At 69.9% G+C, this 17,874-nt stretch carries 16 protein-coding genes; 7 read left to right on the top strand and 9 right to left on the bottom strand.

Annotated features, from left to right (window positions below):
• Positions 1 to 217: 217 nt before the first annotated feature.
• A complete protein-coding gene (locus ACP56T_RS21435; RefSeq protein WP_238232128.1) occupies positions 218 to 1,051 on the bottom strand; it encodes an outer membrane protein in 834 nt (277 codons plus the stop codon).
• A gap of 932 nt (positions 1,052 to 1,983) precedes the next feature.
• On the opposite strand from ACP56T_RS21435, the gene ACP56T_RS21430 reads away from it, so the two are divergent.
• Entirely contained in the window at positions 1,984 to 3,543 is a 1,560-nt protein-coding gene (locus tag ACP56T_RS21430) for an HNH endonuclease signature motif containing protein (protein ID WP_066924571.1), read from the top strand.
• 556 nt (positions 3,544 to 4,099) lie between these two features.
• Here the strand turns inward: ACP56T_RS21430 and ACP56T_RS21425 are convergent.
• From ACP56T_RS21425 to ACP56T_RS21400, 6 genes are all read right to left on the bottom strand, one after another.
• Positions 4,100 to 4,570: a DUF411 domain-containing protein gene (locus ACP56T_RS21425; protein ID WP_430914062.1), complete on the bottom strand. Its 471-nt coding sequence runs from the start codon at positions 4,568 to 4,570 to the stop codon at positions 4,100 to 4,102.
• 50 nt (positions 4,571 to 4,620) lie between these two features.
• Positions 4,621 to 7,785, bottom strand: a complete 3,165-nt coding sequence (locus ACP56T_RS21420; protein ID WP_241101800.1) for an efflux RND transporter permease subunit — start codon at positions 7,783 to 7,785, stop codon at positions 4,621 to 4,623.
• A complete protein-coding gene (locus ACP56T_RS21415) occupies positions 7,782 to 9,311 on the bottom strand; it encodes an efflux RND transporter periplasmic adaptor subunit (protein ID WP_241101801.1) in 1,530 nt (509 codons plus the stop codon). Before ACP56T_RS21415 ends, ACP56T_RS21420 begins: the two co-directional genes overlap by 4 nt.
• Positions 9,311 to 9,859: a FixH family protein gene (locus ACP56T_RS21410; protein ID WP_066919392.1), complete on the bottom strand. Its 549-nt coding sequence runs from the start codon at positions 9,857 to 9,859 to the stop codon at positions 9,311 to 9,313. The genes ACP56T_RS21415 and ACP56T_RS21410 overlap by 1 nt, the downstream gene beginning before the upstream one ends.
• A gap of 237 nt (positions 9,860 to 10,096) precedes the next feature.
• Positions 10,097 to 10,498: a hypothetical protein gene (locus ACP56T_RS21405; protein WP_066919394.1), complete on the bottom strand. Its 402-nt coding sequence runs from the start codon at positions 10,496 to 10,498 to the stop codon at positions 10,097 to 10,099.
• A gap of 135 nt (positions 10,499 to 10,633) precedes the next feature.
• A complete protein-coding gene (locus tag ACP56T_RS21400) occupies positions 10,634 to 10,918 on the bottom strand; it encodes a hypothetical protein (RefSeq protein WP_066919396.1) in 285 nt (94 codons plus the stop codon).
• Between the two features lie 115 nt (positions 10,919 to 11,033).
• Between ACP56T_RS21400 and ACP56T_RS21395 the strand changes: the two genes are divergently transcribed.
• The 3 genes from ACP56T_RS21395 to ACP56T_RS21385 all read left to right on the top strand — a co-directional run bounded on the left by ACP56T_RS21395 (position 11,034) and on the right by ACP56T_RS21385 (position 13,804).
• Positions 11,034 to 12,329: an RNA-guided endonuclease InsQ/TnpB family protein gene (locus ACP56T_RS21395; RefSeq protein WP_283207452.1), complete on the top strand. Its 1,296-nt coding sequence runs from the start codon at positions 11,034 to 11,036 to the stop codon at positions 12,327 to 12,329.
• Positions 12,330 to 12,542: 213 nt separating this feature from the next.
• Positions 12,543 to 12,908: a hypothetical protein gene (locus tag ACP56T_RS21390; RefSeq protein WP_063111109.1), complete on the top strand. Its 366-nt coding sequence runs from the start codon at positions 12,543 to 12,545 to the stop codon at positions 12,906 to 12,908.
• Complete coding sequence (locus tag ACP56T_RS21385) at positions 12,905 to 13,804, top strand: DUF6036 family nucleotidyltransferase (protein WP_238232134.1); 900 nt, start codon at positions 12,905 to 12,907, stop codon at positions 13,802 to 13,804. Before ACP56T_RS21390 ends, ACP56T_RS21385 begins: the two co-directional genes overlap by 4 nt.
• Before the next feature lie 65 nt (positions 13,805 to 13,869).
• Here ACP56T_RS21385 and ACP56T_RS21380 read toward each other — a convergent pair whose 3' ends face one another.
• Both ACP56T_RS21380 and ACP56T_RS21375 read right to left on the bottom strand, forming a co-directional pair.
• Positions 13,870 to 14,520: an NrsF family protein gene (locus ACP56T_RS21380; protein ID WP_012454454.1), complete on the bottom strand. Its 651-nt coding sequence runs from the start codon at positions 14,518 to 14,520 to the stop codon at positions 13,870 to 13,872.
• Entirely contained in the window at positions 14,517 to 15,071 is a 555-nt protein-coding gene (locus tag ACP56T_RS21375) for a sigma-70 family RNA polymerase sigma factor (protein WP_238232135.1), read from the bottom strand. The genes ACP56T_RS21380 and ACP56T_RS21375 overlap by 4 nt, the downstream gene beginning before the upstream one ends.
• A 432-nt stretch (positions 15,072 to 15,503) precedes the next feature.
• Between ACP56T_RS21375 and ACP56T_RS21370 the strand changes: the two genes are divergently transcribed.
• From ACP56T_RS21370 to ACP56T_RS21360, 3 genes are all read left to right on the top strand, one after another.
• Entirely contained in the window at positions 15,504 to 15,746 is a 243-nt protein-coding gene (locus ACP56T_RS21370) for a hypothetical protein (RefSeq protein ID WP_156453502.1), read from the top strand.
• A gap of 274 nt (positions 15,747 to 16,020) precedes the next feature.
• Positions 16,021 to 16,392 (top strand): DUF305 domain-containing protein, encoded by a 372-nt coding sequence (locus ACP56T_RS21365; RefSeq protein ID WP_066918932.1) that lies wholly within the window; start codon positions 16,021 to 16,023, stop codon positions 16,390 to 16,392.
• A 799-nt stretch (positions 16,393 to 17,191) separates the two neighbouring features.
• Positions 17,192 to 17,425 carry a hypothetical protein gene (locus tag ACP56T_RS21360; RefSeq protein WP_430914061.1) on the top strand — a complete coding sequence of 78 codons (234 nt, stop codon included), beginning with the start codon at positions 17,192 to 17,194 and terminating at the stop codon, positions 17,423 to 17,425.
• The last annotated feature ends 449 nt before the right edge of the window (positions 17,426 to 17,874 follow it).

Here is a 17,874-nt window from a genome sequence, read left to right as displayed (position 1 = left end):
CTCGAACCGGTTCCGATCCTTACACAGGCGGGCAATATCGGCAACGTACCCGTACTTAAGCTTTTGGTAGAGCGTCTGAAGCTGTTTACCGGCGGTTTCGGGCCACAAGCCAATCGCCTCGGCCGTGCACCCGCCCCATCCTGCCCGCGCGGGGGCGGCCGTCGCGGCTCGGGGAGCCCGCCGCCGGCGCGAGTCCCGCGCGGACGGCCACGCGAGCTCAGTACCGGCGCACCAGCGGCGCCTGCTCGGTCGGGGCGACCGCGGCCCAGGGTGCCCAGCGCAAGCCGAGCTTCACGTCATGCGAATCGACGTTCTTGAAGGTCAGCGCCTCGCAGGACCCACACTGGCCGGCATAGTTGTAGACCGTGCCGGTCTTTCCGTCGCCGAGATTGAGGTAGCGGTATGCGAGCTCGACCGTGAAGCTCGGGCTCACCTCGTAGCCGACACCCGCGTGCAACGCCCAAGCAAGGTTCGTCTTCGAGCCTGCTTTCGCGTAGGCGAGGCCCTGAGTGACGACGTTCGTGTCCTTGAAATTGTCGAGCGTGATCCGCACCGCGCCGACGCCGGCGCCCAGGAACGGCGTGAGGCCGTACCAATTCCCGAGATCGACGTAACCGTTGAGGAGCACGGCCAGTTCACGCTTCGACGCGGTGTACTCGTCGGTGCCGTACCCGAGCGGCAGGCTCGCGTCGCGATAGCGTTCAAGCCCGGTGAACGCGGCGGCGCTGCGATACTCGCCCGTGACGTCGGTCCGGAACCACCGGCCGAAGCGGTAGCCGACGCCGGCGCCCGCGAGCGGGGCGCCCGCGAAGCCGAGATTGACCTTCTCGATGGTGCCGAGCGCGTCCAGGCTGTTGGAGAGCCGTTCCACGGATTGGTTGCTGAAACCGACGTCGCCGCGGAGGTAAAAGCCGGAAACCTCGGCCTCCGGGGGGAGGGTTCCGCGCAGCTCCGGCAACGGCGCGGTCGGCGGCAGGTCGGCCGCGTGCGACGGGGCCACGAACGTCGCGCAGACCAGGCCGCAGCCGAGCAGCCCGAGCGTTCCCGCCATGCGATCCATTCCACCCATCGTCCGGTCCCTCGCCCGCAGCCCTCTTCACCGGACCCTCCCACGGCGTGGTTGATGCTCCCTTAACGTACCCCGAGGGGGTAACTGCCGACAGGCTGCTGGCATCAACGGCGGGAGCTCAGGTCTTCATGGGTAAGGCGTGCGCGCAAGGCTTGAAGACGCGGTCACGCGCGTCCGGATCGGCTCGAAACTCGACCCGATCCGGAAACTTCGCGGTCCGGCCATGCCAATTACCCCCTGGGGGTGTGCAACCGTTCTCGGCCGCCCGTGCGTTACCCCTCCCGGACGGGGGATCTCAACTGCGCGAAAAGAGCGGGAGGGGATGCGCGATGCTCAAACGAGTTCTCTACGTCTCCGCAATCGCCCTGGTCTTGGCCCCGACCGGGGCAGGTGCGGTGGGCTTCCGCATGACACCGCCGCCCTCCGGCGCGGCGTTCGACGACGAGTCGAGCCCCGGCCTCGCACCGGCCGGAAGGACACTCCGGGTACACGACCGCCCGGTCTTTCTCGGCTGCGTTTACTCCTATCACGAGTGCGAGCATCTCGCTCACGAGCGCGGCTTCTACAACCACTTCACGCGTCATGATCACGGCACGTGTCACCATGGCCCATCGTATGCCTGCTTCGGCCGGTAGAAGCCGAGGCAGCGCTCGTTTTCATCGCGGGACGGGTGCGTACGCAGACGGCTTCATCGGCGGCACCTCTGTCCGGGCGTCCAATGCCGTTCGGCCTGAACTTACATCGGGCAGGCCGGTCCGGGCGCGTCGTTGCCGGGTGGCGCCGGCAAGTCTAGAAGGGCCCGCCCGGCCCGAGCCGGTGGGCCGAGGTGCGACCGCCGCGTCGTGTCCCTCGGCTGGCGGCCGTCCCCGGCCGGTACGCCAAAGACGGTGACAACGGACGCTTGAGCCCCCTGGATGGCGAGCAACACCAAGCCCGAAGGCAAAGGGAAGCTGTCCGAGGTCGAAGCGGCGATCCGCCTTCGGATGTCGCCGGAACTCCTCGAATACTTCACGCGATACGGGGCCAAGGCCGGCATCCGGCGCAAGCTCGCGTGCGAGACCGCGGACGGGCTGCGCTGGTACGAGGAAGCCGAACTCGCCGCCTTCGACAAGTTCCTGCGGGAACCTTGGCCGGTTACGGAGGGCAAGACGCGTCCGCACATGCCCGACAAGGTTCGCCTGGAGATCAAGCTTGAGGCGAACTGCGGCTGCGCGATCTGCAACCACGGCGCGAACTGCGAGGCCGCGCACATCGAGCCCGTCGCGCAAACCCTGAGCCATCATCCCGCCGGTCTCGTCTGGCTCTGCCCGAACCACCACACGGACTTCGACAAGGGCGTGTACATGCCCCGCGACGTCGACCTCGCGACCGTGCGGGCCGTGAAGCAGATGCTCGTCAACCGGCGCGTGCGCGGGTGGACCATCGAACGGAACGCCAGCCTCGCCGTCCTGCAACTCGTCCGGCAGATCGAGGAGATCGGCGGCCTGCTTGCCAACGCGCAGTTCGCCGCGGCCCACGGCGCCGCGGTCGCCCTCGCTGAACAGGACATCGTCGCGCTGGAAGAGACCGCGAGCAGGGCCGCGACCGCGAAGCCAACGGCCGGTCCCGTCGGCCGGTCCTACGGCAAGTTCGCGGCCAAGGTCGCCAGCTCGGCGAAGGGAGCCCGGGCGCTGCCCGAGGCTCGGATACGGACGTTCGCCGCGGCCGTCGTCGAGGCGCGGGACGAGTTCCTGAGGGACGCCTCGATGACCGCCTGCCCGCTCTGCGGGGGTGCGGGCTCGTGGGACGGCTCCGATTGCCCGGCCTGCGGAGGCGAGGGCTACATCGGCACGGCGGAGGCCCGCCGAATCGACGTATCGGCTTACCAAGCGGTGGATTGTCCGGTCTGCGACGGGCTGGGCCAGCGCAACGGGAGCCCATGCGCGGCCTGCGGCGGCGAGCGTCGCATGCAGCGTCGCCACGCGGAAGCGGTCGACGCCAGGGACTACCAGGAAGTGCCCTGTCCCGTCTGCGCGGGCGTCGGGCGCCGGCGTGGCGAGGAGTGCCCGGCCTGCGGCGGCGAGAGGTCGATGGAGCGGCACGTCGCCGACAGGATCGACCCAACCGCATACGACGAGGTCGACTGCCCTCTCTGCCACGGAAGCGGGCGACGGGACGGCCTCGATTGCCCCGTGTGCCAGGGCGACGGGCGGGTCGAGGCACGGCACGCCGAGCGCGTCGACCTATCGGACTACGCCGAGGTGCCGTGCCGCCTCTGCGGCGGCAGCGGACAGGTCAACGGCTACGACTGCCCACCCTGTGGCGGCGACGGGCGCATGGAGCGGCAACTGGCGGATCGGTACGACTGGTCGCAATATGACTTGGTGGAGTGCCCGAGCTGCAAGGGGACGGGGCAGCGGCACGATTTCGATTGCCGGTCTTGTGGTGGCGAGGGTCAGGTGTACCGGCGGCAGCTCGCTTGGATCGAGGATTAGCGAAGCGACCCTGCCGTTTTCCCCGAGGTCCCAACGCGAGGGCGACCGGCGCTTCGACCGCCCAGTCCCAAGGCCACCGTCACGGCGCGTCGCCCCATTCGGGCGCCCCGGTTCGAACCGGATGTCGGCCGGACCCGCGCCGGCGGTGACGTTGCAGGCCCCTGCATTCAGCCGGAGCGGTGGGTAGGCCCCGGGGCGGAAGGCCGGCACCGCCGCCAGTGCCGCCGCGGCGCCCCAGGCTAACCTGCGTCGAGGTCCCGGGGTCGGTATCGTCACCCCACCCAATCCTCACCCCGACGAGACCGTCGATGTCGCCGGCCTTCGAGGCCCTCGACAGGAACCGCCTCGGCTCCTCCGCCCGTAGCGGACGTCGCCGAAGTGGCACGAGCCGGCCCATCTCTTGCTCTTGTTGACGATGGCGACGGCGATGCACGGGCCGACGCCGCAAGCCACGCCGTCGTCCTCGTCGTCCTCGAAGGTCAAAGCCGCGGCGTTCCGGTCGACCTCGGTCAAGAAGCCCCCCTGCTTGCCCCGGCGGGCGTGCCGCCATGCCCGGCTAGACGGCCTGCCCGCCGCGAAACCGCGCGAAGGTGGTGCGCCCGCCGGGGCCGAACAGCACCACCTCGTAGGTGGCCGGCTCCACCCCTTCGACCTCCATGCCGGGCGAGCCGACCGGCATGCCGGGCACGGCGAGGCCGGTGGCGGACGGCTTCTCCGCGAGCAGCCGCTTGATAACCGACGCGGGCACGTGCCCCTCGATGACGTAGCCGCCGACCTGGGCCGTGTGGCACGAGGCCAGCTCCCGCGGCACCCCGAGCCTCGCCTTGACCGGGTTCACGGGGGCGTTCACGACCTGGACGCGAAAACCCTCGTCGCGCAGGTGCTTGACCCAGGCCTCGCAGCAACCGCAGCTCGGGTCCTTCGTGGCGACGACCTCCGGCAGATCCTCCGCCCATGCCGCCTGTACGCCGACCGCCGCCAGGCCGAGGACCACGATGCGCCGGGACGGTCGGAATAGTTCGCTCATAGTCGACTCCTGTCTTCTCACGGCCGCCGGGACGGCCTGTCCAGCCCCGCTCACTCGGCGGCCCGGGGAAGCCCCGCTTGCACGGCGGCCGACCCTTCCTGCCGAAGCGTCAGCCTCCGTCCCTTCACGAGCCCGTAGATGGCCGGGATCACGACGAGGGTCAGCACGGTCGAGGAGACCATGCCGCCGATCATGGGCACCGCGATCCGCTGCATGATCTCCGACCCCGCGCCGGAGCTCCAGAGGATGGGCAGCAGGCCCGCCATGATGGCGACGACCGTCATCATCTTCGGGCGCACCCGCTCGACCGCCCCCACCATGATGGCTTGGTACAGGTCCGCACGCGTGGTCTCCCGCCCAGCGGCCAGGGCGGCGGCCCGCCGCTCGTCCCAGGCATGGTCGAGGTAGACCAGCATGATCACGCCGGTCTCCGCGGCAACGCCGGCGAGCGCGATGAATCCCACCGCCACCGCGACCGACATGTTGAAGCCCATCCACCACATCAGCCACACCCCGCCGACCAGGGCGAAGGGCAGGGACAGCATGACGATGAGCGTCTCGGTCAGGCGCCGGAAGTTGAGGTAGAGGAGCAGGAAGATGACGAGCAGGGTCACGGGCACCACGATCTTCAGCCTGGCCTCCGCCCGCTCCAGGTACTCGAACTGCCCGCTCCACTGGATGCTCATGCCCTGCGGGAGCTGGACCTCCGTGTTGACCGCGTTCCGGGCCTCGGCGACGTAGCCGCCGAGATCGCGCCCGCTCAGGTCGACGAAGATGTAGACCGCGAGCTGTCCGTTCTCGGTGCGGATCGAGGTCGGCCCCCGGGTCAGCTGGACCTTGGCCACCTCGCCCAGCGGAATCGTGCCGCCGGCCGGCAACGGCACCTGCACTTCGGTGGCGATGGATTGCGGATTTGAACGGAAGGCGCGCGGGTAGCGCACGTTGACGGTGTAGCGCTCGCGGCCCTCGACCGTGTTCGTGACGCTCTCGCCGCCGAGCGCCGTCGCGATGATGTCCTGCACGTCCCCGACCATGAGGCCGTAGCGCCCGAGCGCCTCCCGGTCCGGCGTGATGTCGAGGAAGTAGCCGCCGATGACCCGCTCCGCGTAGGCGCTCGACGTGCCCGGCACGTTGCGCACGACCGCCTCGACCTGCCGGGCGACCTTCTCCATCTCGGTCAGGTCGGTGCCGTAGATCTTGATGCCGACCGGCGTGCGGATGCCGGTCGAGAGCATGTCGATGCGGGCCCGGATCGGCTGCGTCCAGGCATTCGACACACCAGGAAACTGCAGGGCCTTGTCCATCTCGGCCTTGAGGCTCGCCAGCGTCACGCCGGGACGCCACTCCGCCTTCGGCTTCAGGGTGATGATGGTCTCGAACATCTCGGTGGGGGCGGGGTCCGTCGCCGTCGAGGCGCGCCCCGCCTTGCCGTAGACGGAGGCCACCTCGGGGAAGGACTTGATTATGCGGTCCTGGGTCGCCAGCAGCTCCCCGGCCTGGGTCACCGAGATGCCCGGCAGGGTCGTGGGCATGTACATCAGGGTGCCCTCGTTCAGGTCCGGCATGAACTCGGAGCCGAGCTGGCGGGCCGGCCAGATGGTCAGGCCGAGCGCCGCCACCGCCAGCAGGATGGTCAGCACCTTGGCCCGGAGCACGACCCTGATGACCGGGCGGTAGACCCAGATCAGGAGGCGGTTCAGCGGGTTGCGGTGCTCGGGGATGATGCGCCCGCGCACGAACAGCACCATGAGGGCCGGCACCAGGGTCACCGACAGGAGCGCGGCCGCCGCCATGGCGAAGGTCTTGGTGAAGGCGAGCGGCCCGAACAGGCGTCCCTCCTGGCTCTCCAGGGTGAAGATCGGCAGGAAGCTTACCGTGATCACCAGGAGGGAGAAGAACAGCGAGGGGCCGACCTCGGCCGCGGCCTCCACCAGGATCTCGACCCGGGGCTTGCCCGGGGGCGCCCGCTCCAGGTGCTTGTGGGCGTTCTCGATCATGACGATGGCGGCGTCGATCATGGCCCCGACCGCGATGGCGATGCCGCCCAGCGACATGATGTTGGCGCCGATCCCAAGGAGATGCATCGCGCCGAGCGCCATCAGGATGCCGACCGGCAGCATCAGGATGGCCACCAGCGCGCTGCGCAGGTGCAGCAGGAACACGATGCAGACGAGCGCCACGATGACGCTCTCCTCGACCAGCGTGTGCTTCAGGGTGTCGATGGCCGCCTCGATCAGCTGCGAGCGGTCGTAGACCGGCAGGATCTCGGTGCCCTTCGGCAGGCTCGCGGCGACCTCGGCCAGGCGCTGCTTGGCGCCCTCGATGACGTTGAGGGCATTGGCGCCGAAGCGCTGCAGGATGATGCCGCCCGCGACCTCGCCCTCGCCGTTCAGCTCGGTGATGCCGCGCCGCTCGTCCGGCCCGAGCTCGACCCGGGCGATGTCCCGCACCCGCAGCGGGGTGCCGGCCTCGGTCTTCAGCACGATGTTCTCGATGTCGGCGACGCTCTTCAGGTAGCCGCGCCCGCGCACCATGAACTCGAATTCGGAGAGCTCGACCGTGCGGCCGCCGACATCCGCGTTGCTCGACCGGATCGCCTCCCGAAGCCTACTGAGCGGGATGCCCTGGGCGCGCAGGCGGTTCGGGTCGACGACGACGTTGTACTGCTTCACGAAGCCGCCGACGCCCGCGACCTCGGCCACGCCCTCGGCGCGCGAGGCCCCGAAGCGCACCACCCAGTCCTGAAGCGAGCGCAGCTCGGCGAGCGTCTGCTGCTTGGCCACGATGGCGTACTGGTAGACCCAGCCCACGCCCGTCGCGTCGGGCCCGAGCGTCGGCGTCACGCCGGTCGGCAGGCGCTTGCCGGCCGCGCTCAGGTATTCGAGCACGCGCGAGCGGGCCCAGTACGGGTCGGTGCCGTCCTCGAAGATGACGTAGACGAACGAGACCCCGAAGAAGGAGAAGCCGCGCACCACCTTCGACCTCGGCACCGTCAGCATGGCGGTGGTCAGCGGGTAGGTGACCTGGTCCTCGACGACCTGGGGCGCCTGCCCCGGGTACTCGGTGTAGACGATGGTCTGCACGTCCGAGAGGTCCGGGATGGCGTCGAGCGGCAGGGTGCGCACGCTGTAGAGACCGGCCGCCACCACGAAGACGGTCCCGATCAGCACCAGGACGAGGTTGCGGGCCGACCAGCCGATGAGGCGCGCGATCATTCTGGCTTCTCCTCGGCCTGCGCCCGGGGCTCGGCGGGGGGCTTGGGCGCGGCCATGCTCTGCAGCGCCGCCTTCAGGTTGCTCTCGGCGTCTATGAGGAAGTTGGCCGCGGTCACGACTTGCTCGCCGGCCTGCACACCCTCGCGGATCTCGGTGTAGCCCTCGCCGCGGGCGCCGACCTTGACCTCGCGCGGCTCGAAGCGACCCTCGCCCTTGTCCACGAGCACGACCTGGCGCGCGCCCGTGTCGATGACGGCATCGTTCGGGACCGCGACGACGGGCTTCGTCGCCCCGGTCCCGATGTCGACGTCGGCGTACATGTCGGGCAGCAGTACCCCGTCGGGGTTCGGCAACTCGATGCGCACGCGGGTGGTGCGGGTTTGCGTGTTCACCTGCGGGTAGATCAGCTCGACCTTGCCGGTGAAGCTGCGCCCGGGCAGCGAGCGCACGCGCACGCTGACGGGCTGGCCGACCTTGACATTGCCGAGGTCGTACTCGGGCACGTCGGCCAGCACCCACATCACCGAGATGTCGGCAATCCGGAACAGGGTGTCGCCGGCCGCAGCCTTCATGCCCTCGATGGCGGTGCGCTGCAGCACGAGGCCGTCCCGGGGCGCGGACCAGGTGATGGCCATCGGCACCTTCCGGGTCCGCTCCATCTCGTTGATCACCTCATCCGAGACGTTCAGGTTCTGCAGCCGCCGCCGGGCCCCGTCGAAGCCGGGATTTGCGATGAGCTGGGCGGCGGCCGCGTTGATCTCGGGCGAGTAGACGTGGACCAGGGGCTGGCCCTTCCGCACCCGGTCGCCCGTCGTCACGTTCTCGACGTGGTCGACGTAGGCATCCGAGCGTGTCGCCACGACGGTGACGCGCCGCTCGTCGAGCGTGACGGTGCCGGGGACCCGCACCGGTCGGCTGACGACGCGACGTTCGGCCCGCTCAGTGCGCACGCCGGTGCGCTGGACCTTGCCGGGCGAGATCTTGACGGTGTTCCCGTCCTCGGCCTCGCCCTCGTAGACGGGGAGGTAGTCCATCCCCATCGAGTCCTTCCTCGGCACCGGCGAGGTGTCGGGCAGGCCCATCGGGTTGCGGTAGTAGAGGATCTTCCGGCCCACGGCCGGGGGCGCGGCGTAGGTGGCGTTCGCCTCGGTCTCCTTCGCCGCCGCGGGCCGCGGCTCGAAGTCGACATCCTCGCCGACATGCACCGGAAGGTAGGCGCGTCCGTCGGGCGTCCTCGCCGGCGCGAGCGCGTAAGCCGCCTTTCCGTCGGGGTCGCGGTAGTAGAGCACGGGCGCATCCGCGGCCGCGGCCGGCTTCGCGTCGCGACCGACGAGCAGACCGGAGACCGAGGCTGGGAACCATGCCGGCAGGGGCCATCCCGCCTCGCCGGCCTTCAGCCCGGCGAGGGCGCCGCCGCCGACGGCGAGGGGCAGGAGAACGAGGGCCGCGACCCACGCCTTCGCCTGGCCGCCCGGGTGCGCGCGGTCACGTCGCCGCGCCAGGTGGATCGGTGTCGTCTGGTCCATCACTCGACGGCCCTGAGCACGAGTTGGTCTTGGACGGTGCCGGTCTCGCCCGGTACCTTCGCGGCCAGCGAGAGGCGCCAGCGGCCCTCCATCGCCAGGTTGGCCCTGAAGGCGTAGATGCCCGGCTCCGGGCTCGCCTCCGGCTTCATCTTACCCGTCATCGTCGGCATCCCGTCGGGTGCCATGTCGAGGCGGCGGGCGTAGACAAGCGCGTCGGCCACGGGCTTGCCGGCGCGCTTGTCGAGCAGACGCACCCTGAGCGTCGCCTCGCCCGATTTAGTCTCGGGATCCAGGAGCTCGAAGGAATAATCCTTGAGGTCCGGGGGCATGAGTGGCGCGCCCTTGGGCAGCCAGGCCGCGACCGGTTCCGGAAGCCGTGCCGCGACCGCGCCGGGAATGACCCATGCGCCGCGCGCGAGCGCGTAACCGGCGCCGGCTCCCGCTAGGGCTGCTACGATGAGGACGAGCCCGAGCAGGAGCCAAGCGCCTCGCCCTGCCGGCCGGTGCTCCTTCTGGTAAGCGTCGAAAAAGTCCTCCCGGCCCGTCATGGCGCCACCCTTAGGACTGAGCGGATGGGGAGACGGGCCGCGCGTGGCTCGGGGCGTGCGGGATGCGCCGGGGCAGGACGCGGCCGCGGGGATGCGGGATGTTCGGTGGACACGGGGATGATCCTGTTCCGGAGCGTCTGGATGCGGGACCCCGACCGTTCGGGCCGCCGCGGCGCGGCGGTGCGCGAAGGCTGCCGTGCATGCTCATGCACGGGGCGGCACCGCTCTCGGGCGTGCTCAGGAACGCGGTTTGGGAGGGGGGGCCTGCGGGGCTGCGGCCAAACTCGGCCGGATATGGTCCTGCCGAACGGGCAGGAGGACCGGGGCGACCGGGCCGCCATCGGCAGGCGGGGATGGCAGGATCCCCGGCACGATCTTCGCGGCGCAGGCCACCGCGAAGGGACAGGCCTTGGTGTCGCGGCAGTCCGGGCCCGAGGGCTCGGGATCGCAACACGGCATGTCGTCGGGCATCGGCGCGACGTGTGGCGTCGTGACGCCGCCTTGCTGAGCGACCATGTCCCGCTGAACGCCGTCGCCCACGAAGGCGCGCGCCTGCGCGGGGGCGACGGATGCCCCGGCGATCAGGCCGAGCACGGCGAGGGCCGTGAGCAGGCGCGCTATGGTGGATCGGATCGACATCCGTTTCCAGGATCCCACTGATCGGGGGCTTTGCCTAGCCCCGGACGCGCCGGGCTCGCGACAAGCCCGGCGAATACAAGTTCGCGGGTGCGGGCCCACGGGTTACAGCCGCTCCCGCAACGTGCCCGACGTTGATTAGAACGCGGGTCCGCCCGAAGTGGTGCCGAGGTTCTGGGCCGCGGCGGGACGCTCGGGGAACTGGGCATTCCCGCGCGTGCTGCTCCTCAGGTCCCGTCCCTGGAGATCACGCCCCTCCCAAACGCGGCCGAGGCTGCCCGTCACCTCGGGCGCGGCTCCCGTCGGGCCTTCCAGGACGCTCCAGCCCGCCGAGGGAACGGCCTCGCCGGTCAGCCTCGGGTGCGCCCAAGCGCCGCCGGTCATGAGGGTGGAGGCCACCAAGGTTGCAAGGATGTACTTCATCGAATGCTCCATCGTCTTTCGCGTTTGCCTTCACGGCGCCGCTACCGACGACTTCGGGACGCGCGGACGATGCGTTACCGTAGAAGCGCGGAAGGCCCCGCCCTTGAGGGCGGGGATGGATAGCGCCGGCCGCGACAGAAGCCTGCCCGGGCACCGATCCAATCCCCTTGCCTTCGTTCCGCATTCGTTCTATCCTTGGCCTGTGCTTCGCGTCCAGGCATACCGGTTCGTCCTTCGGCCCGACGGCGCGCAGGAACGGCTCATGCGCCGCTCCTGCGGCGCGCGCCGCTACGTCTTCAACAGGGCCCTCGCCCTGCAGAAGGAGCGGTATGCAGCCGGTGACAAGCACCTCTCCTACGCCGACCTCTGCAAGCACCTCACCGCCTGGAAGGCCGAACCCGACACTTCCTGGCTCAAGGAGGTGCACAGCCAGGTCCTGCAGCAGGCGCTCAAGGACCTCGACCGCGCCTACCGCAACTTCTTCGAGGGACGGGCCGAGTTCCCCCGCTTCAAGAGGAAGGGCAAGGACGACGCCTTCCGCCACCCGCAGAAGGTCGAGCTCGACCAGCCGAACGGGCGGGTCTTCCTGCCCAAGCTCGGTTGGATGCGCTACCGCGCGAGCAGGCTTGTCGAGGGCGAGATTGGGCAGGTCACCGTCTCGCTGAAGGCCGGCAAGTGGCACGTCTCGGTCCAGACCGAGCGCGAGGTCGAGAAGCCGGTCCACCCGTCGACGACGCTTGTCGGCATCGACGTCGGCGTGACGCGTTTCGCCACGCTGTCCGACGGCACCGTCATCGAACCGGCGAACGCGTTCCGCAAGGCCGAGGCGGCGCTCGCGAAGGCGCAGCGGGCGATGGCCCGCAAGACCAAGTTCAGTAGGAACTGGAGGAAGGCGAAGGCGAAGGTACAACGGGTCCAGGCACGCATCGCCCGCATCCGCTCCGACTTCCTGCACAAGACCTCGACGACCGTCAGCAAGAACCACGCGGTGGTCTGCGTCGAGGACCTGGACGTGCGGGCGATGACCGCGAGCGCGGCCGGGACGGTCGAGGAGCCGGGCGTGAACGTCCGTCAGAAGGCGGGGCTGAACAAGGCGATCCTGGACCAGGGGTGGGGCGAGTTCCGCCGGCAGGTCGGGTACAAGCAGGAGTGGCTCGGCGGTTGGCTGCTGCCGGTGCCGGCTCCGAACACGAGCCGGACGTGCCCGGAATGCGGGCACGTGGCGGCGGGGAACCGCCCGAGCCAGGCCGTGTTCCGGTGCGTGGCGTGCGGGTACGCGGCGAACGCGGACGACGTGGCGTCGATCAACATTGCAAGGGCGGGGCACGCCCGGTTAGCCTGCGGAGAGACTTCGCCCGTGATGGCGTCGGCCCAGGAACCCACCGAGGCGGGTCCGGCCTTCGCGGCCTGACACGCGGTAGGAATCCCCGCCCTCCAGGGCGGGGAGGATGTCAAAGAGACCGGTGCCAGACCCCATATCCGCGGGGACCGAAGTTCTGTGGAAGTCGAACCGAGCCCCAACTCCGACGTTGTCGGGTCTCCGGGCGTCGGGCATAATGCCCACGGTCCGAAACGCGTGTGGCTCCAGAGGCATCCCGTGCGTCCCGAGGTAAACAGGGAAGTCGTGAACGACCGTGCCAAGCTGATGATCCATCGGCTGGTGGCGCGTCGGCTCGCGCGCGACCCGGGCATCCTCGATAGCGCCAAGATGGCCGTCATGCGGCTTGAGGCGGACTACCCCGAGCGCACCTTCGTCTCCGAGTGGCGCGAGATCCTCGGGCAGCCGCCGGGGACGATCCGGCAACTCCTCACCCGGCGGGACGAGGGTATGCAGCGGCTTCGGCTGTCCTCGCCGTTCCTGGAAGGGGAGGGCGTGTCGTTCGTGCGCGACCCGAACGTCCGAAAGCGGATCTGGCGCCTGGCACGTAAAGGCGCGGCCGCCCAACGCGCGGCGCATGCCGGCCGCCAAGGCTCCTCCGTCCCGGCGTGAGCCGTCCGATTGAGATCCGGACGGTCGCGGACCTGGAGCGCACCGCCCGTTCGCTGGCGTTGCACTTCAAGGCCCGCACCGTGGTGGTCGTCGGCAGCCAGGGCATCCTCGTGGGCTGGCCCGGCGCGCCGGTCACGATGTGCATGTCGCCCGAGATCGACGCCTATCCCGCCAACGCTCGGGCCTGGGAGGCCGCCCAGGACGACGACCTCGCGGAGGCATCCGAAGAGATCTCCGTCATCTTCGGCGAGGGCTCGCACTTCCACACGGCTCACGGTTTCTACATCGACGGCGTCGACGACCGCACCGCCCGCCTGCCGCCCTCGTGGCCCTCGCGCGCGGTGGTGCGGGAGGTGAGAGGCCACGGCGCGGCGACCGTGACGGTGGTGGCCCCCGGCCCGGAGGATCTGATCGTTTCTAAGCTCGCCCGCCTTGCCGACAAGGACAGGGACTACATCGCGGCCTACCATCAGGCCCGGCCTCTCGACCTTGCCGTCATCCAGGCGCGCGTAGCGGAATGCGGGTTCGAGGAGGTTCTGGCACAGCGTGCGCTCGCCTTCCTCGCCGGCCTTCCCTCACCTCCCGGGCGCGCGACCGCCGCACCCGTGCGGGCAGGGGCCGTCGTGCCGCCCCATCCCGCGTGGACGCACTGCGCCTTCCTCATGGACGAGGGCCGTTCGGTCTCGGTCCGCGCCTGGAACGAGGCGGCCGGTCTCTACGATATCCTCGACAATCCTCTCGGCCCCGCGGTGGTGGCGCAGGACGGGGCGAGCGCCTTCCTGATCGACGGGGAGGCGCTGACGCAGGAGGCGTGGGACGCACATCCGCGCGTCCGCGCCGCGCGACACGGTGACCTATCCGGGTACCCACGGCCGAACTGGACGCCTCCGGGCTGACCTGCCCCTGAAGCGCGCGGCGGGCCGGGAGCGGTTCGCCCGTGCCTACGGGCGAGCCGACGGCCTTACCAGCGCAGCAGGCGAGGACCAAGAAGCGCGCCCGCCAGCGTGCAGAGGGCAATCGTGCCGCCGTACCAGAGCGCGATGAAGGGTACGGTGTCGTCCATGCAGTGAATCGCGTAGCCCATCGCGCTCACGCCTCCCGAGGCGAGCCCGACCAGGGCCCCGGCCCGGACGAGGTCCGTCGGCGCGCCGAACCTCCGGACCGCCCACATCAGGGTCGCGAAGGGGACCACAGCAATCACCGGGATGGAGACGAGGCATTCGAGCCACATGTGGCCGGTGAGCATGGTCCCCCAGTGGGCCGCCGGCGCGTTGGCGAGGCTGAGGGCAGCGAGGACCATGACCGCCGCGAACGGCAGGGCCGCGATGCCGAGATGCACCCTCCTCTCGCCCCCTGGGCGAGCGATGCGACCGAGGTAGCGCAGGGCCAAGCCACCGACGGCGAGGGCGAAGGCCAGCTTGGCCAGCAGGAAGGTCAGTGACTTGCCTTCACCCAAGTCAGGCCGGACGCCCAATGCGAGAAGGGCGAGGCAGAGCGCCCCGGCGGCCCCGATGGCGGCCCCGAGCGCGATCCGCCTCAGCATGCCGGGAGACTTGGCAGGCTCGCTGGCGAAGCTCGCGCCGAGCAAGCCGATGAGTTCGTCGGTCTTCATTCCCCTTTGCCCCCTGCCAAGGCGGCCAACGCCTTCAACCCGCGGTGGACGCTGACCTTGATGGCCGATTCCGACATGCCGGAGCGCGTCGCGGCCTCGGCCACGCTCAGACCTTCGACCTTCATGGCCCGGATCGCCTGCTGCATCTTGCCGGGAAGGCGACCGAGCAGGCGCTCGACGTCGAGCGTGCTCTCGACGGCGGCGTGGTCGTCGCGCGCGACCAGCTCGCTCGCATCCTCGACGGGCACGTCGGCGAGGGAGGCGCGCGTACGCCGGAGGTGGTCGATGAGCTTGTAGCGCGCGATGGCGTAGAGCCAGGGCGTGACCGGTTGGCCAACGTCGTAGGTGTGCCGTCGCGTGTGAACCGCCATCAACGTTTCCTGGACAAGGTCCTCCGCCTCCGGCGCGGCGCGTCCGGAGCGCGCGAGCTTACCCTTGAAATAGGCCCGCAGGTGGGGACCAAGCCGCTCCAGGAACAACCGGTAGTCCGCCGCGCTTCCGGCGAGGCCGGACGACAGCAAGGCCCGCAACTCGTCTTCCTGACTGATCAAGACGCCTCTCTCGGCCACACCGCGAAAACGCGTCTGACCCGGCCATCAAACACGTCACCGCGGCTCGCCTCGCATTCGATCCGCGCGTGCCGGCCCCGGACACGCGCCCACCCGCCCGCGCAGCCTCCGCCGGGGCTAAGGTGAACCCGAGACGCGAGCGGGCAAGGGGTCGACCACCGGAGCGGCCGGCCTGGTCCCGCCGCCTCGCACGGACGGGGTGCCCGCCAGGACCAATCCGTAGGAAACGCGCAGATGGTTACAGGGCCCCGCCTGCCCATTTGACCACCCCAGCGACCCAGCCCGCCCGCTGTCGTCCGGCCCCTCCATCTTGCTCGGAACGCTCGCGGAGGAACAAAACGCCTGAATACCCCCGGATCGTATATGGGGCCAAGCGCGCTCCTTGAGCCGCAGAACGACGATGGAGGTGAAGGGATGTCGAGACTGTTGCAGGTCGGGTTGCTCGTGGCCGCCGCGGCCGCATTCGGGTCCACGGCAGGGCCGGCGCGGGCGCTCGACGAAGTCGGGGCCGCCCACGGCGACCACCACGGCGCGGAGCGCCATGGACACGTGATCGAGCACAGGCAGACGCACGGCCATCATGGTGAGGCGGACCATCACGAGGAGCATCATGAGGTCGTCCGCGAGGGCGGCCACCACCGGGAAGGGCGCCACTGACACGGGGTGCCAAGTCCCACCGACACCCTAAGCCCGTCGCCCGTGGCCCTCTCGGCGACGGGCGCGCTCGCCGGGAGCTCAGCGTTCCCGTGGCGTCACCCCGGACCGCGGCTGCCGGACGCCGGGGGCTGGCGGGCACGGCCATCCGGATGGCAGCCGGCTTGTTCGCGCCCGGCCTACGACCCAACCCAACAGAAAAGCGCGATCGGACGGCGAACCTGGATCACGCCGCCGAGTTGTACCCCCACAGGGTAAAACGAACAGAGAGGCTCGCATGAAGGTAGTGAGAACCGCACTCGTAGCCACGGCACTCATGGCTTCCGGCGCGACACCGGTGCTCGCCCAAGGCGGCCAGGGCGGGTCCATGTCGGGCATGGACATGAAGAACATGGGCCCTCTGCAGAAGGACTCCATGGAAGCCATGGACAAGATGAACAAGGCGATGATGCAGGGCATGATGGACCCCGATCCGGACCTGGCCTGGATGAAGGGCATGGCGGCACACCACCAAGGCGCGGTCGACATGTCCGAGGCCGCCATCAAGCATTCGAAGGACGAGACGGTGGTGAAGGAAGCCCGGAAGACGAAGGAGGAAAACGAAAAGAGCCTGCGCGAGATCCAGACCAAGATCCGGAAGGAGAAGTAGATCTTCCACCCCTGGCCTCGCTGCGGACCGCCGGCGGGTCAGGGCAACGACTCGACGGCTCGGCGCCGCCTCGTCTGGCGAGCCCGCTAGCCACGGTCCCGGCCAGGCTCTCCCGCCGGCCGGGATCACCGCCGTCCGGGTCGTCGGGGTCAGGCTGGCCGAACAACTTCTCCCCGTCGCCGAAAGCGGACACGGCCACGGCCGGAGGAGGGAGCGTCCAGCCGGCGTCAGGGGACCCTATTGGCGCTCCCCCTGCATAAGGGACACCTGCTGTCCTTGAACTCAGGCGCGCATGCCAAGTGCCGCGCTTGCATCGTCCGGAAGTTCGGCGGCGAGGTTGCGCCGCGGCTGCGCCGGTGCCACCGGCCGATGTCGAGACAGTCCGGTTCTGTCTCGCCCACGAATGCCGGTTCGCCCAGGATCTGTTCCGCGCCATCCCGATGAGCTGTCCCGGCCCCGAGTCCGGGATCGGTTCGGCTTGGGTTTTCCGGGCCACGTCGGGCAAGCGCGGCGGCAGCCTGCCCGCTGAGAGCCGGGTTCCGCGCGGGTGGCGGCAGGCCGCGACGCCGTCCATCTCGTCGTGTCGTCCGACCGCTGCGGTCAGGCTGCGACCGGGCCGGGCGCAGACCGGGCCCGGAGCCGGTGGGACACCGCAATGCCGGGCTGGTCTCCCCGGGGCGCGGCCCCGGGGTCTTGGCCCGACCGCAGTTCGAGATTCGAACGGTCTGCAACCTTTTCCGCGTCGGCCCCGAACTCTTCCGAGAAGCCGCCAGCTTCTTGAGAAGAGGGAAACGTAGCCATGAACCGAGCTGTCCATGCCGCCCTTCTGGGCGCCGCCTTGATGGCCTGGATGCCGGGTCACGCCCTTGCCGGCGCCTGGGACAACGTCCCCCCTGCTTGGCGCAACGAACGGTATCAGAAGTTGCGTCCCGCATTCCGATCGCTCGACGACGGCCTGACGACCGGTTCGATCCGGCGCGCGCCCCAACGCCCCGTCACCGAGCGCCCCGAGCCGGCCGGCGCTCGGCGGTGAGACGAGGCTGCGCGGTCCGTGGTGCACCCTGGCGCGGCACCGAGGACAGGATCAGGTCGCATCGCGACCATCTCGGACCCGGCACCCGGGAGGCCGAGGGGGCGGGCGTCCGAGCCTCACGGGCCGGCGCCCTCTTGCCCCGGTCAGGACTGACATCGAGGCCCCGCCCAAAGCTCGGAAGGCAAGACCGGCGTCACGGGCGCCTGGGGAGATCCGCATCGTCGCGAGCCGGCCTAGGCCGCAGGCAATCGCACCCCACGCAGAGACGCCCAAGTCACGAGCCTCCAGAAGCCCGCCGGCACGATCTCGACACCTATCGGCCGCCGCGCGGGCATGACCTGTGACCGAATTCCAACAGCGCCGAGGGCCGAGGCAGGTTCACATTAAATCAAAGTGTTCGTGCGTTGCCCGGCAAGTCCATCCGTGCGACGATTGGGTCGGGTTTTGGC

This window comes from Methylobacterium endophyticum, from assembly GCF_050591105.1.
In the GTDB taxonomy this organism is placed as follows: domain Bacteria; phylum Pseudomonadota; class Alphaproteobacteria; order Rhizobiales; family Beijerinckiaceae; genus Methylobacterium.
The sequence above is the reverse complement of the archived record's forward strand: the minus strand, read 5'-3'. Positions and strand labels throughout refer to the sequence as shown.